The organism is Terracoccus luteus, assembly GCF_003635045.1.
Lineage (GTDB): Bacteria > Actinomycetota > Actinomycetes > Actinomycetales > Dermatophilaceae > Terracoccus > Terracoccus luteus.
Genome location: NZ_RBXT01000001.1, coordinates 776,753 through 790,649, shown reverse-complemented (window position 1 = coordinate 790,649; position 13,897 = coordinate 776,753). Strand labels below are relative to the sequence as shown.

The following is a 13,897-nucleotide window of genomic DNA, read 5'->3' as shown; positions in this document are numbered from 1 at the left end:
CTTCGGCTGGAGCGGCGCCCCATCTGAATCGCTCGCCTGCCGCCCCGCCCGCTCGTCCGTGACTGCGAGCTCGCTCTGGCTTTCGGCTGGGTACGCGCCCATCGCTCGCTCCCTGCCCGTTCCGGCGTCAGCTACTCGGAGGCGGCGTTGCGCGAACTGCGGAAGTCATGTCGCGGGTCAGGTCGCGCTGGGTGGGGTGATGACCCCGGATGCTGCGACATGCCGTGTGACATGACCCGGTCACGTGCTGGGGCGGCGGGTGAGGGCGAGGCGTCGGCGGCGGCGGGTGGAACGGGTGCGGCTCCAGGGGGCGAGGGCGTCGGCGAGGTCGGCCATCGCCGTGCGGACGGCGGAGTCGGGCGCGTGCTCGACGACCGAGCGACCGGCGAGCACCGCCCCGTCGACGACGGCCGGCTCGTCGGGCACGAACCGCACCGAGTCGAGGCCGGCGAAGCGTTCGAGGGACTCCGCGATGCGGGCCCGCGGGTGCGAGCCCACCGCGGTGGCCCGCACCCGGTTGACGACGACGACCGGCGTCGGGGAGGGCACGGTGCCCAGCTGCTGCAGCCCGCGGACGAGCCGCTGCAGGGCCACGGGGTCGGCACCGCCGACGGCCACGACCGCGTCGGCGGAGGCGAGGCTGGTGAGGGTGGCCTCGTTGCGTCGCGGCGCGGCGGTGTCGTAGCTGAGCTCCTCGTCGTCCTCGAGGCAGAACCCGCAGTCGACGACGACGACCGAGGCGATGGAGCGGCTCAGCTCGAGCACCCGCTCGAGCGCCGCCGCCCGGACCTCGGGCCACCGCTCGGCCCGCGGCAGACCGGTGAGCACCCGCAGCCGCGGCCCGACGGTCGGGGCGAGCCGGGCGAGCAGGGGCACGTCGAGACTCCCCTGGTCGGCGGCCCGGCACGCGGCCGCGACCCCGGGCGCCTCGTCGAGCAGCCCGAGCGCCTGCGCGACGCAGCCGCCGTACGTGTCGGCGTCGACGAGCAGCGTGTCGACGCCTCGGGCGGCGAGCTCGGACGCCAGCGTCGTGGCGACGGTCGTGCGCCCGGGGCTGCCGGTCGGACCCCAGACCGCGACGATCTCCGCGCGCCCGGGTCGGCCGGGCCCGGCGTCGTCTCCCGACAGGTCGTCATCGGGGTCGCCGAGGTCGTCGGGGTCGTGGTGGGAGGGCTGCTCCGGCGAACCGGGACGGCTGTGTCGGGTGGTCCGGTCGTCGTCGTCCTCGTCGGCGGATGCCGTGGACTCTCGGGGGGCCTCACGGCTACGCGGGCGCCACCCGGGCTCACCGGCATCCGACGTGGTGGCGGTGACCGGGCGATCGGGCGGTGCGGTGCCGAGACCGGCGGTGCGCCCGATGGCCTCGAGCCCGTCGGGCGGACCGGCGGGCGCGGTGGGGTCGAGCGCGGCGGCGAAGCGAACGGCGTCGGCGTCGGTGGGCAGCACGGTTGGGACGCCCAGCTGGTGCAGGCGGCGCTCGGCGTCCTCGTCGTCGGGCGGGTGCAGGCCGACGACGACGAGGCCGCCCCGCACGAGACCCGTGACGACGGCGAGGTCGAGACCGCGCAGGTCGGACGACACGACCGCCGCGTCCCCCAGCCCGGCGCCGGTGACCGACACGAGCTCGGCGACGTCGGCGCACCGGCGCACGATGCGCACGCCGGGCGCCCGCTCGAGCACGGTCGCGACCGACGACTCGTGCCGGTGGCCGAGCGCGGTGACGACGTCGGTCATGACCCGGACGCGCCGGCGACGGGCACGAGGGTGAGCTTGGCGCCCCCGTCGACCGCCTCGACGACGTCCTGCACCGACGCCGTCGGGACGAAGAGCTGCACGGAGGTGGTGGCGTTCGCACCGAAGCCACCGCCGGCGGGGGCCACGGCGGCCACTCCGGCGGCCCGCAGCACCCGGGTGGTGCCCGGCGGCTCCTCGGCCCCGACCCGCGTCTTCGGGGTGACGTAGAGGTCGACCCGGCTGCCGCGCACCAGACCGGTCGTCGACACGGTGTCGGCACTCACGGTGACCCGTTGCACGTCGAGCTCGGCGCTGGTGCCGACGGCCGACCGCGGTAGCAGCTCGCCGGCCCGCACGTCGCGCAGGACGACGCTGCCCGGCGGCGGCGCGGACGTCGCGGCGAGGTAGGAGTCCATGTCGTCGGCGAGCCGCACGTCGGCCGCCCGCAGGCCGTCGACGCCCACGGCGTCACCGGCCACGAGGTCGCCCGCCGCCACCCAGACGGGCACCCGGTCGTCGGCGGCGGCCACGGCCCTCGCGCCGAGCGTGGCCGCGAGCAGCACGAGCAGGACGCCGACGAGCAGGCGGCTGTCACGCCAGGACGGGCGGCGCAGCCGCTTGGCGGCCGGCCTCGGAAGTTCGCTCATGTCGTGCACCCCTGACATCCCCTGCCACCCCCGGCACGGGCGCCGGTGACGCCAGCGGCGCCAGCGGGTGGTCGTCGCCGGTCATGATGCACCACCGGACCCGCCCCCGACCACGCTTCAGGGCCTCCCTGTGGACAACTGCACGAACGTGCAACGCCCGGCCGACGGCACTGCCTAGGATGGGCGCACGGTCGCTGCCCGTCGTGACCCGTTCCGACCGTGGATGACCCGGTTCCGCCGGGTCCGCGTGTCGGGTCTGATCGTCGTCACGCGTCGGCCGTCACGTCCCGCTGTGTCCCCGCCTGATCCCCGTCCCGCGAGAAGGAGCCTGCCGTGCCCCAGCGCTTCCTCCAGCTCACGGAGGTCTCCGAGGTGCTCAACATCTCGGCCGCGCAGGCCTACGCCCTCGTGCGCTCGGGCGAGCTGCCGGCGATCAAGATCGGCGGCCGCGGGCAGTGGCGCGTCGAGACGACCGAGCTGGAGAACTACATCCAGCGGATGTACGCCGAGACCCGCTCCTTCGTGCAGGCCCACCCCTTCGGTGCCGCGGGCGACGAGTAACGAGCCCGGGCGGACGCCACGCGGGAGGTCCCCGAACCTGTCAGGGACCCACGGGATGTCGCCTTACCCTGTTGGGCATGGATAACGCGGACGTCTGGCTCGTCGTCCCGTTGTACAACGAGGCGGCGGTCATCGGCGACGTCGTCCGTCGCTCGCGCGCGACCTTCCCCAACGTCGTCTGCATTGACGACGGCTCGAAGGACGGGTCGGCCGAGGTCGCCGAGGCGGCCGGCGCCGTCGTCGTGCGCCACCCCGTCAACCTCGGTCAGGGCGCCGCCCTGCAGACCGGCTTCGACTACGTCCTCTCCGACCCGCGCATGCGCTACGTCGTCACCTTCGACGCCGACGGCCAGCACCAGGTGCACGACGTGGAGGTCATGCTCGGCCGCATCCGCGCCGGCGACGTCCAGGTCGTCTTCGGCTCCCGCTTCCTCGACGGGCGCACCGACGCCAGCCTGCTCAAGCGGCTCGTGCTGAGGGCCGCCGTCACGTACACGAACGCGACGACCGGCACCCGCCTGACCGACGCCCACAACGGGCTGCGGGTGCTGCACCGCGACGTCGCCTCCCGGCTGCAGATCACCCAGAACCGCATGGCCCACGCCTCCGAGATCGTCGCGCAGATCGGGGCGATGCGCATCGGCGGTCACCGGGTCGCCTACGCCGAGGAGCCCGTCCACATCCTCTACACCGACTACTCGCGCGCCAAGGGCCAGTCGCTCTGGAACACCGTCAACATCCTCGCGGAGCTGATCTGGCGATGAGGCAGCTCGGCATCCAGCTCATCCTCATCGTGGGCGTCCTCGCCGTCGCGTGGCGGCTGCTCATCAGCTACGGCCAGAAGGCCATCGCGCTGCGCCGCCTGGGTCTGCTCGCCCTCGCCGCTTTTGCCGTCTGGTCCATCCTCGATCCGCAGATCTGGAACGAAATCGCCGGATTCGTCGGCATCGGCCGCGGCGCGGACCTCATCCTCTACGGTCTCGTGGTCGCGTTCTTCGGCTTCGTCGCCACGACCTTCCGCCGCTTCCGCGACCTCAACAACCGCTACACCCGCCTGGCCCGACGCATCGCCCTCGACGAGGTCCCGCGCCCCGGCCAGGTCGCGCCGCCGCTGCCGCCGGCCCCACCGACACCCCCGACGACCTCGACCGTGAAGGCTGCCGATGCCGACTGAACCCGACCCCGAGGCGCGCCGTCGCGACGACGCGTACACCGTCGACACCCGGCGTGGCCTGCGCCGCCCCCGCGGCACGAGCCCCCGCCCCGCCGCCGCCCCCCGTGAGCGCACCCCACGCCCGGATGCCGGGGACGACGTCGCGTCGTCGGCCCCCGCCCGCTCCTCCCGGCCCCAACCGGCCGAGCGGTCGCCGCGGGCCGAGCGGTCACAGCGCCCGGCGGCCTCTCCCCGGCGGCCCGGCAGCCCCGCGCGCGACCACGGCTACACGGTCGACACCCGACCCCGGGCCACGACCGGCGCCGGCACCCGCACGGACGTGCGCCCCACCCGGACGATGCCCGCCGTGGGCGCAGCTTCGGTCGACGACGGGCGGCCCGCGCGCGACGCCCGAGCCGGCCGACCGGCATCCGGTGGCCCAGGAGGCCCGGGTCGCGACGACGGCGAGGCCCGCCCCGGCGACGGTGACGGCCGCCCGAAGCGGCGCCTACGGCGAGGCCGCCTCGTGCTCGTGTCGGTGGTCCTGCTGCTCGTGGCGTGGCTCGTCTTCCTCGTCGCCGTTCCGGTCGCGGCGTGGAACTCGGTCGCCCGGGTCGACAACATCCCCGACGGCTCGCGCCCGACCGACACCTCCGGCTACAACTACCTCCTCGTCGGCTCCGACAGCCGGCAGGGGCTGACGAGCGAGCAGAAGAAGGAGCTGACGACCGGCTCGGCCGAGGGGCAGCGCACCGACACGATCATGCTCGTGCACGTCAGCGAGAGCGGCGGCAAGCCGGTCATGGTCTCGCTGCCGCGCGACTCCTACGTGCCGATCCCCGGGCGCCGGTCGAACAAGATCAACGCGGCGTACTCCTTCGGCGGCGCCAAGCTGCTCACCGAGACGGTCGAGAACGTCACCGGCATCCACATCGACGGCTACGTCGAGATCGGCCTCGGCGGGTTCGCCTCCATCGTCGACGCCGTCGGCGGGGTCGACCTCTGCGTGCCGCGTGACATGCAGGACTCCAAGGCCGGTATCGACCTCAAGAAGGGCTGCCAGACCCTGGGCGGGCCCGACGCCCTCGGCTACGTGCGTTCACGCTACGAGGACCCGCTCGGCGACATCGGCCGGGCCGCCCGCCAGCGCCAGTTCCTCGGCGCCCTCATGAAGCAGGCGGCGACGCCGGCGACGGTGCTGCTGCCCTGGCGCTACAAGAGCTTCGCCGACTCCGCCGCCGGTGGCCTGACCGTCGGCGAGGGCACCGGCCTCATGGACGCCATCCGCGTGCTGCAGGCCATGCGCGCGGTCAGCGGCGACAACGGGCTGTCGCTGTCGGTGCCGATCGCGTCGATGAGCTACCCGACCAACAACGGCGTGGCCGTCAAGTGGGACACCGAGCGGGCCAAGGCCCTCTTCACCGCCCTCAAGGACGACCAGCCGCTCGACAAGGCCCCGCCCGGCACGACCGTGAAGGAGGTCGGCAACAGCTGATGCCGACGCCCACCCCATCCTCCGGCGCCACTCCCCCGACGTCGGGTTCGTCTGCGGCGCAGGCGAACACACGATCTCGGATGCCGTCACGCCTACCGGCGCGCGTCCTCGCCGACCTGCTCGCCGACGACCCCGGCCGGCCCCGGCTCACGTGGTACGACGACGGACCCGGGCCGACCCGCGGCGAGCGCATCGAGCTCAGCGCCAAGGTGGTGGCCAACTGGGTGGCCAAGGCGGGCAACCTCCTGCAGGACGACCTCGCCGCCGGCCCCGGCACCACCGTCGGGCTCGACCTGCCCGCCCACTGGCGTGCGGCGTACTGGGCCATGGCGACGTGGGAGATCGGGGCCACCGTCGTCGTCGGGTCCGAGGCCCGCGGCGCCGACGTGCTCGTCACGACCGACGTCGACGCGGCGGCGGCGCACGACGGTGACGCCGTGCTCGTCACGTCGGCGGCGCTCGCCCGCTCGCACCCCGACGCGGCCCGGGCGCCGAAGGCCGTCGACGAGGCCCGAGAGCTCTCGACGCACGGCGACCGCCTCGTGCCCGTCGTCGACCCGGAGCCGGCCGACCTCGCCCTGTCGGTCGACGGTGCCGACACGCGCTACGCCGACGTCGTCCGGCCGGAGCCGGACTGGGGTGACGCCCCTCGGGTCGCCCTGCGCACCGACCTCGCGACCGCGCTCACCGGCATCCTGTCGGCGTGGGCCGCGGGCGGCTCGGTCGTGCTCGTGCACGGGGCCGACGACGCCGTCGACCTGCCGGCGCGCCTCACGTCCGAGGCGGTGACGGTCGACCTGACCGAGTCGGGCGCCGAGTCCGGCACGTAGGTCAGCGACGTCGTCAGGCCGACAGCCGGTCGAAGAGCGACCACGTGCGCGACGCGACGACGCCCGTTCCGGCGAGGCCTGCCCGCGCCTGTGCCCGCCGCACGGCCTCGCGGGTGGCGTCGTCGTAGACCCCGGTGGCGGCCAGGCCGAGCAGGCGCTGCACCTGCGCGACCACCGGGCCGCTGTCGCCGGGGCGCAGCACCGTCGTGCGCCTGGACACGAAGGGGTAGACGCGCTGCTCGAGCACGTCCCACGTCGGACCGGTCACGACACCGGTGGCGGGCAGACCCGAGACCTGTTGCAGCGCAACGATCTTCGCCTGTGTCACCGGGCCCAGGACGCCGTCGACGGCGACCCCGCCGAGGGCACGCTGCAGGGCGCGCACGGGCTCACCGCGCGAACCGGGGCCGAGCACGACCGCCTTGTGCGGCGTCAGGGCGGTCGCCGTCGACACGGTCGACGCGGCGGCCGCGTGCGCGTCAGGACGCGGCGGGGATGCCGGGTGGCGGGCGTCGGTGACCACCGTGGCCACCGTGGCCGCTGAGACGGGGACGGCTGCCGAGACGGGGACGTCACCGGCGACGGGCCGGACGGGGGCGACCGGCGCCCCGCCCCACGCCGCGACCGCGAGGAAGCCGGTGGTCCCGGCGGCCCCGGCGAGGTGGGACCGGGTTCGCGCCGGCCCGGGGCCGAGGCGGCTGCGTCGCAGGTGCATGGCGGTCCTCTCCCGTCGGCGGCGTCGTCGTGGTGGCAAACGGACAAAGTGTCCGTCTCGGCCCGTCCGCACCATTGATGCATCCCCGTCCCAGCCGCCACAAGGGGTCCGCGCGAACTACAGGCGTGTACTTACCTCGCCCTCCGTGTCGCCCGGCTGGCAGGCGCCCCGGGCGGGCCGTCGACCCGGTGGGGACCGGCCGGCATCCGTCGCTAGAGTCGCGGCATGGACAAGGTCGTCTCCTCGCCCCGCGAGGCCGTGGCCGGCATCACCGACGGCATGTCGCTGTCGGTGGGCGGGTTCGGTCTCTGCGGCATCCCCAGCGTGCTCATCGCCGCCATCCACGACGCCGGCACCACCGACCTCGAGGCGGTGTCGAACAACTGCGGCGTCGACGACTGGGGGCTCGGTATCCTGTTGCGCGACAGGCGGATCCGGCGCATGGTCAGCTCGTACGTCGGCGAGAACAAGGAGTTCGCGCGGCAGTACCTGTCGGGTGAGCTCGAGGTCGAGCTGACGCCGCAGGGCACGCTGGCCGAGCGGCTGCGCGCCGGCGGCTCGGGCATCGCGGCCTTCTTCACCATGACCGGGGTCGGCACCCAGATCGCCGAGGGCGGCCTGCCGTGGCGCTACGACGACGCGGGCGCGGTCACCGTGGCCTCGCCACCGAAGCAGACCCAGGAGTTCGACTGGATGGGCGAGCGCCGCACCTTCGTGCTCGAGGAGGCCATCACCACCGACTTCGGCCTCGTGCGCGCCGTGAAGGGCGACCGGCACGGCAACCTCGTCTTCCACCGGTCGGCCCGCAACTTCAACCCGCTGTGCGCCATGGCCGGCCGCGTGACCGTCGCGGAGGTCGAGCAGCTCGTCGAGCCCGGCGAGCTCGACCCCGACGAGGTGCACCTGCCCGGCATCTTCGTCCAGCGGGTGCTGCCCCTCACGCCCGAGCAGGCGGCCGAGAAGCGGGTCGAGCGCCGCACCGTGCGGCCCCGGCCCGACGACGCGTCCGACCGACCCGACCGACCCGCGACCGCCGAGGAGGCCTGATGGCCCTGACCCGTGAGCAGATGGCGGCCCGCGCCGCCGCCGAGCTGTCCGACGGCTCGTACGTCAACCTCGGCATCGGCCTGCCGACCCTCGTGCCGAACTACGTGCCCGACGACGTCGAGATCGTCCTGCAGTCGGAGAACGGCATCCTCGGCGTCGGCGCGTACCCGTACGACGGCGACGAGGACCCCGACCTCATCAACGCGGGCAAGGAGACGGTGACCCTGCGTCGGGGCGCGTCCTTCTTCGACTCGGCCACGAGCTTCGGGATGATCCGCGGCGGCAAGGTCGACGCCGCGATCCTCGGAGCCATGCAGGTCTCGGCGGCGGGCGACATCGCCAACTGGATGATCCCCGGCAAGATGGTCAAGGGCATGGGGGGCGCCATGGACCTCGTGCACGGCGCCCGGCGGGTCATCGTGCTCATGGAGCACACCGCCCGCGACGGCTCCTACAAGATCGTCGACGAGTGCAGCCTGCCCTTCACCGGCCGCGGCGTCGTGCAGCGCATCATCACCGACCTCGCCGTCATCGACGTGACCCCCGACGGCCTCGTACTGCGCGAGCTCGCCCCCGGCGTCACGGAGGACGAGGTGCGCGAGCGCACCGAGCCCCCACTGCGGGTCGACCTGGTCTGAGCCGGCCCCCGGAACGGGGTCGCGCAGTCGCGAGGAGGGCCCCGACCATGCGGTCGGGGCCCTCCTGCAGCCCGGTCGCGGCGAGCGTCTCCTCCTCAGGGGGTGTCGGCCGTCACGGCCCGAAGTACCCCGTCACGTCGGTGAGGAGGTGGACGGCTCCCGCGGTCGAGGAGTACGACACGTGCGGCCCCACGCCGGTGGACAGGAGCAGGGCGGTCGACACCGTCTCGTTCGCCGAGGGCGTGAGCGACGGGGAGGTGGGTCGAGTCTGCGCGGCGGGATAGACCGTCACGAGCGTGGGGGCCGTGGCGTAGATGGCCGTGACGTTCATGGCCACCCCGTTCGCGGTCGACGGAGCGGGGAGGTAGGTCCCCACGACGAGTCCGCTCGTCACCGGGCCGAGGCGGATGTTCCAGCCCCACCGCGTGTCCGCCACCCGCCGTGGAGCGGTCGCGGTGAAGCGGGCGCCCAGACCGGTCGCGTGGTACCCCACCACGTCGGCGACGAGATCCGTCGCGGCGAGGTCCGAGTACAGGGTCACCCTCCTGTCACTGCCGACGGGGACGACCACCGAGGTCGTGCTCAGCCGGGCTGCTGACAGATGGAGGTTCGGCGTGCCGGGGCGCGCCGTGCCGACCGGGTGGGCCGTGACGGCCGTCGAGGCTCGGGCGTTCGCGCCGGAGATGTTGAGCACGACGGACCGTGCCGTCGACGGGAGCCCCGGCACGGCGAAGGTCACCGACCCGCGGGCCGGCACCTGGGCCCGTGGCGCCCCGGTGCCGGTGCGGGTGTCCAGCACCCGCCGGGGGGCCACCCCGGTGAAACCCGCCCCGCCCGACGATGAGTAGTACCCCTGCACGTCGACCGTGATGTGCACGGTGGACAGGCGGTTGTAGACCCGCAGCCGGGCCGAGGGGCCGAGACCGACCGTGATCGGCGCGGCCACGGTGCGGCCGGGCGACGTGCTGAGCAGGGAGGACGTCGGCAGCGGGGTGCCGTCCGGGTGCACGACGAGGTAGGTCCCTCCTGTCGCGCCCGAGGCCGTCACCGAGATCGTCACGGCGGTGGCCGTCGACGGCAGCCCGGGGATGGTGATCACCCGCGACGAGTCGGGCCCGAGCGCCGTCGTCGAGCCGCCGAGGCCCGTCCGCGTGTCGACGACCCGACGCGCGGTCAGCGGCGTGTACAGCCCCGGCGCGGCGCGGTACTGGCCGGCGCGCCACGTCGAGGCGGCCGAGGAGCGGATCCCCGCGACCTGGGGGTACGCGGTGTCCCCGGGGCAGCTCGTCAGGCTGAGGTTGCGGTGGCCAACGACGCGCGGCAGCACGACCCTCGTGCCCGCCGGGTACCGGGTGCTCCCCTCCGACGTCAGGGTCACCCCGGCGCCCGGGTCGAACCCGGAGCGGTCCGCCTGCCAGGCGATGACGCGGGAGACGGCCGACACCGCGGCGCTCGGGAAGGACGACCTCGTGAAGTCGCCGATCACGGAGACCCCGAAGGTCTCGCGGTTGAAGCCTCCGGCGTGGGCCGCCTGCACGAAGCCGGCGAGGCTGCCGTAGCGCCCCTCGAAGATCGTGCCGAAGCGGTCGACGAGGAAGTTGTAGCCGATGTCGCACCAGCCCAGGCTCTTCGTGTGGTACGCGAGGATGCCACGGACCAGGCTCGCCGACTGCGTCGAGGTGTACGAGTTCGAGTTGACGGTGTGGTGGACGGCCGCCGCCTTGAACCCCCCGAGGGCGGTCGGCACGCAGTCGCGCAGGCTCTCGTCGGCGCCCCACCCCGATCGCGACACGATGGCGGGTGCGCTGACGCCCGACGTCACCGCCGACGCCGCCCGCGAGGTCGGGCCCGCGGCCGTCGCACCGTCCGCGACGGTGCGCAGCCGTGGGGCCGTGACCGACAGGGGCGCGGCCGACCTGGGTGGTCGGGCGTCCTGCGGGGCGTCGCCGCCGTCGACGAGGCTGAGCCCCAGCCCGCCGGGCAGCGTCCCGTCGGGGGAGAACACCCGCAGCCGGATGCCGTCGGACCCGGCCGCCAGCAGCGGCGCGGTCCCGACGCGGGCACCGGCCGCCTCGGGCGTCCCGGGGTCCGGACCGTCGCCTTCGGCCTCGAGACCGGTCCACGGGGACCACCCTGCAGCGCCGTGGGTCTGTACCTCGATGCGGATGCCGTCGAGTGCCGCGCCGCTCGACGTCACGCCCGCGACGTCGAACGAGGTCCGTTGCCGGGTCACCTGCGCCACCGGTCCGGCCGCCGACGGGGCCGCCCCCTTCGCGCCGGAGGGGGCGGTGGCGGTGATCGGGATGGTCGTGATCCGGGGTTTGGTGGCGCGGCCGCCCGGGGGCGTCGAGGTGCCGGCCACGTCGGTCCCGGCCCCCACCGCGGCCGCGGCCGAGGTGAGGGCGGGGCCGTCGGCCGCGGTGTCGGCCCGGGCCGCCCCGGTCTGGACGGGGACGAGCGCGCACGCGAGGGCCAACCCGGCTGTCACGACGCGTCGGCGCACCGGGCGGTCCCGGGGTGGTCGGGCGGACGCGGCCGCCGTGAGTGTGCTCATCGGGTTCCTCCCAGTGGATGGCTGTCCCTGCCAGTGTCGCTTTACTCCGGATTCGCGCAACTTCAACGGCGGTGGCACGCCCCCGTGACGCGGCTCCCCTCCCCGACCCGTCGACCCCTGCACCTACGATGCGGGGGTGTCAGACCGGGGTAGCGCCGCAGCGGGGACCCGGTCGACGGCCTGGCCGCGCCGAGCGGCCCGGTCGCAGCCACCGGGGTCCCGCGGGGCGACGGGGGGACCGCGCGGCCGACCCTCTCGACCGTCCCGGCCGAGCGTCAGCGTCCTCGGCCTGCTGGCCGTCCTCGTCGGCGTGGTCGTGGTCCTGCTCGCACGCGGCACCCCGCCGTCCGACCTCGTGCGGTACTCGCTCTTCCTCGTCGTGGGCGTGGTGGCACCGGGCCTCGTGCTGCACAAGGGGCTGCGCGGCTCGCAGGGCAGCTGGCTCTCCGACGTCGGCCTGGGGGCCGCCACCGGGTCCGTGATGACGCTGGTCGCCTGGGCGGTGGCCGGCGCCCTGTCGGCCTGGCCGCTCATGTGGTGCTGGCCGGTGCTCTCCTTCGCCCTGCTGCTGCTGCCCTCGGTGAGGGAACGGGTGAGGCAGCGTCCGCGGTCGTGGGGCGGCGGGCCGGCCTTGGCGCTGACCGGCGCCGTCGCGGTGGCGGTCTGGCAGCAGGTGTCGGGCTACGTCTCGGTCGTCGACCTGCCGCCGTCGTCGCGCGGCTACTACCCGGACCTGCTGTGGCACCTCGGTCTCGCCGCCGAGGCGACGCGCTCGGTCCCGTTGCAGACCCCGCAGCTGGCCGACGCCGGGCCCCTCCGGTACCACTGGTTCGCCAACGCCGAGGTCGCCGCCTCGTCCCTCATGTCGGGGGTCGAGGTGCAGACGGTCATGCTGAGGCTGTGGGTCGTCCCGGCCGCGGTCCTCGCCGTCGTCCTCACCGCCGCCCTCGCCGAGAAGGTCAGCGGGTCGGCCTGGGTGGCCGCCGCCGCCGGGTGGGCCTTCCTCACCACCGCGCCGTTCCCGTTCTGGCCCTCGGTCGTGCCCGTCCTGTCCCACCTCAACGGCTACTCCCCGTCGCAGCTCTTCGCCTACACGCCCTTCCTCCTGGCCCTGCACGCCCTCGTCGACGTCGCCCGCGACTCGGGGGCGAGGCGAGGCGCCGTCGCGGTGGCGATGATCGGCTGCCTGGGCGCCTCCGGGGCCAAGTCGTCCGCGCTCCCGGTCCTGCTCGGCGGCCTCGGGGTGGCGGTCCTCGCGGCGCTCGTGCACCGCCGGCGTCGGGCGGTGCTCATCGGCACGTCCGTGGTCGTCGCCCTCCTCACGGCGGCGGCACTGCGGCTCGTCGCCGGCGGGTCGACCGGTTCCGGCATCCAGCTGCTGTCGAACCTCACGGTGATGCAGCCCTACCGCGTGCTCGCCCGCGCCGAACCCGACTTCTCCACGCTCGTGCCCTCGGGCCTCGTGAGCGGACCCGCCGGCCCGCTCCTGCTCGTGGCCCTGCTGCTGGCCCTGGGGCTCGCGAGCGTGCGCAACCTGGGCGGTCTCCACCCGTTCACCCGGACCGGTCCCCGTCACGACCTCGGCGTGTGGCTGCTCGCCGGCGCGAGCCTGACGGCCTTCCTCCCCCTCGTCGTCATCGGTCACTCCGGGTACAGCGAGTACTACTTCCTCTACACGGGCCTGCCCGCCGGGTGCGTGCTGACGGCGTGCTGGGTGAGGGACGCGGTCACGGGGCAGCGGATGTCGCCGGCTCGGGTGGCCCGCTGGCTGGCCGTCGGGGCCGGCGCCACCGTCCTCGTGGGGCTGCTGACCCGGCCGGGATCCGGCGACACCCCCGGGCCGGAGGAGATGCGCGGACGGCTCGTGCTCTTCGTCGTCGTGCTCCTCGTCGTCGCGGCGGGTGCCCTCGCGCTGGGCGCGTCGCGTCGGCGTCGCCTCCGGGCGGCCACCGCCGTCTTGCTGATGGGCGTCCTCGCCGGGTCGGCCGTGCTGACCACGGCCACCGGGCAGACCGGCACCCCCCTGCCCCACGACGACGGCCTCGACCACCTCGCCCAGTCCACCGCCGCCGTGTGGATCCGTGAGCACGTCCCCGCGGACGCCCTGCTCGCCACGAACGAGCACTGCCTGCCCGCCGACCCCGGCGTGGCGGCCACCCGCTGCGACTCGCGACGGTGGTGGCTCTCGGGCCTCTCCGGGCGCCGGGTCCTCGTCGAGTCCTGGGACTACGACCCGGCCTCCGTGGCGGCCGGCGGCTACCGGGACGGCGCGCGCCTCGCGGCCAACCAGGCCGCGTTCTCCGACCCCTCGCCGGCGACCCTCGGCGCGTTGGCCGACCTGGGCGTCACGTGGCTGGTCGCGGAGGGAGGGTCGGCCGGCGGCGTGTCCCCCGACCTGCCCGAGCACGCCGACCTGCGCTTCCGCACAGGTGCCGTCAGCGTGTACTCGCTGCGCTGACCCCGCCTGTTCACCCGACCGACATCGCCCGTCTGCCGTCCGCGGGGGGTGCCCGTCCGGGGCGT

General features: G+C 74.8%; 12 protein-coding genes. 8 read left to right on the top strand and 4 right to left on the bottom strand.

All coding sequences use genetic code 11. The features are described 5' to 3' along the window. Window positions 1–240 precede the first annotated feature (240 nt). Both DFJ68_RS03675 and DFJ68_RS03670 read right to left on the bottom strand, forming a co-directional pair. On the bottom strand, window positions 241–1,734 hold the full coding sequence (locus DFJ68_RS03675) for a CpaE/TadZ family protein (RefSeq protein ID WP_121031110.1): 1,494 nt from the start codon (window positions 1,732–1,734) through the stop codon (window positions 241–243). Beyond that, window positions 1,731–2,381, bottom strand: coding sequence for an SAF domain-containing protein (locus DFJ68_RS03670; RefSeq protein WP_121035051.1), 651 nt, complete (start codon window positions 2,379–2,381; stop codon window positions 1,731–1,733). The genes DFJ68_RS03675 and DFJ68_RS03670 overlap by 4 nt, the downstream gene beginning before the upstream one ends. A 333-nt stretch (window positions 2,382–2,714) precedes the next feature. Between DFJ68_RS03670 and DFJ68_RS03665 the strand changes: the two genes are divergently transcribed. The 5 genes from DFJ68_RS03665 to DFJ68_RS03645 all read left to right on the top strand — a co-directional run bounded on the left by DFJ68_RS03665 (window position 2,715) and on the right by DFJ68_RS03645 (window position 6,420). Then, a complete protein-coding gene (locus DFJ68_RS03665) occupies window positions 2,715–2,942 on the top strand; it encodes a helix-turn-helix domain-containing protein (RefSeq protein ID WP_121031108.1) in 228 nt (75 codons plus the stop codon). A gap of 77 nt (window positions 2,943–3,019) precedes the next feature. Next, entirely contained in the window at window positions 3,020–3,706 is a 687-nt protein-coding gene (locus DFJ68_RS03660) for a glycosyltransferase family 2 protein (RefSeq protein WP_121031106.1), read from the top strand. Beyond that, entirely contained in the window at window positions 3,703–4,116 is a 414-nt protein-coding gene (locus DFJ68_RS03655) for a DUF2304 domain-containing protein (protein WP_121031104.1), read from the top strand. Before DFJ68_RS03660 ends, DFJ68_RS03655 begins: the two co-directional genes overlap by 4 nt. After that, entirely contained in the window at window positions 4,106–5,590 is a 1,485-nt protein-coding gene (locus DFJ68_RS03650; protein ID WP_245963439.1) for an LCP family protein, read from the top strand. The genes DFJ68_RS03655 and DFJ68_RS03650 overlap by 11 nt, the downstream gene beginning before the upstream one ends. A gap of 80 nt (window positions 5,591–5,670) precedes the next feature. Further along, window positions 5,671–6,420 carry a TIGR03089 family protein gene (locus DFJ68_RS03645; RefSeq protein WP_121031102.1) on the top strand — a complete coding sequence of 250 codons (750 nt, stop codon included), beginning with the start codon at window positions 5,671–5,673 and terminating at the stop codon, window positions 6,418–6,420. Window positions 6,421–6,433: 13 nt separating this feature from the next. Here DFJ68_RS03645 and DFJ68_RS03640 read toward each other — a convergent pair whose 3' ends face one another. Continuing rightward, complete coding sequence (locus tag DFJ68_RS03640) at window positions 6,434–7,135, bottom strand: peptidoglycan-binding domain-containing protein (RefSeq protein ID WP_245963438.1); 702 nt, start codon at window positions 7,133–7,135, stop codon at window positions 6,434–6,436. Window positions 7,136–7,360: 225 nt separating this feature from the next. Between DFJ68_RS03640 and DFJ68_RS03635 the strand changes: the two genes are divergently transcribed. Together DFJ68_RS03635 and DFJ68_RS03630 are read left to right on the top strand one after the other, a co-directional pair. After that, entirely contained in the window at window positions 7,361–8,182 is an 822-nt protein-coding gene (locus DFJ68_RS03635) for a CoA transferase subunit A (protein WP_121031098.1), read from the top strand. Then, complete coding sequence (locus DFJ68_RS03630) at window positions 8,182–8,820, top strand: CoA transferase subunit B (RefSeq protein WP_121031096.1); 639 nt, start codon at window positions 8,182–8,184, stop codon at window positions 8,818–8,820. The genes DFJ68_RS03635 and DFJ68_RS03630 overlap by 1 nt, the downstream gene beginning before the upstream one ends. A gap of 112 nt (window positions 8,821–8,932) precedes the next feature. Here the strand turns inward: DFJ68_RS03630 and DFJ68_RS03625 are convergent, their stop codons facing one another. Beyond that, on the bottom strand, window positions 8,933–11,374 hold the full coding sequence (locus tag DFJ68_RS03625; protein WP_121031094.1) for an N-acetylmuramoyl-L-alanine amidase: 2,442 nt from the start codon (window positions 11,372–11,374) through the stop codon (window positions 8,933–8,935). Between the two features lie 316 nt (window positions 11,375–11,690). Between DFJ68_RS03625 and DFJ68_RS03620 the strand changes: the two genes are divergently transcribed. After that, window positions 11,691–13,832 (top strand): hypothetical protein, encoded by a 2,142-nt coding sequence (locus tag DFJ68_RS03620; RefSeq protein WP_147431507.1) that lies wholly within the window; start codon window positions 11,691–11,693, stop codon window positions 13,830–13,832. Window positions 13,833–13,897 lie beyond the last annotated feature (65 nt).

Excerpts from the sequence above, each read along its gene's own strand:
- DFJ68_RS03675 (WP_121031110.1), bottom strand. The coding sequence starts at position 1,734 with ATGACCGACGTCGTCACCGCGCTCGGCCACCGGCACGAGTCGTCGGTC.
- DFJ68_RS03670 (WP_121035051.1), bottom strand. The coding sequence starts at position 2,381 with ATGAGCGAACTTCCGAGGCCGGCCGCCAAGCGGCTGCGCCGCCCGTCC.
- DFJ68_RS03660 (WP_121031106.1), top strand. The coding sequence starts at position 3,020 with ATGGATAACGCGGACGTCTGGCTCGTCGTCCCGTTGTACAACGAGGCG.
- DFJ68_RS03655 (WP_121031104.1), top strand. The coding sequence starts at position 3,703 with ATGAGGCAGCTCGGCATCCAGCTCATCCTCATCGTGGGCGTCCTCGCC.
- DFJ68_RS03650 (WP_245963439.1), top strand. The coding sequence starts at position 4,106 with ATGCCGACTGAACCCGACCCCGAGGCGCGCCGTCGCGACGACGCGTAC.
- DFJ68_RS03645 (WP_121031102.1), top strand. The coding sequence starts at position 5,671 with ATGCCGTCACGCCTACCGGCGCGCGTCCTCGCCGACCTGCTCGCCGAC.
- DFJ68_RS03640 (WP_245963438.1), bottom strand. The coding sequence starts at position 7,135 with ATGCACCTGCGACGCAGCCGCCTCGGCCCCGGGCCGGCGCGAACCCGG.
- DFJ68_RS03635 (WP_121031098.1), top strand. The coding sequence starts at position 7,361 with ATGGACAAGGTCGTCTCCTCGCCCCGCGAGGCCGTGGCCGGCATCACC.
- DFJ68_RS03630 (WP_121031096.1), top strand. The coding sequence starts at position 8,182 with ATGGCCCTGACCCGTGAGCAGATGGCGGCCCGCGCCGCCGCCGAGCTG.
- DFJ68_RS03625 (WP_121031094.1), bottom strand. The coding sequence starts at position 11,374 with ATGAGCACACTCACGGCGGCCGCGTCCGCCCGACCACCCCGGGACCGC.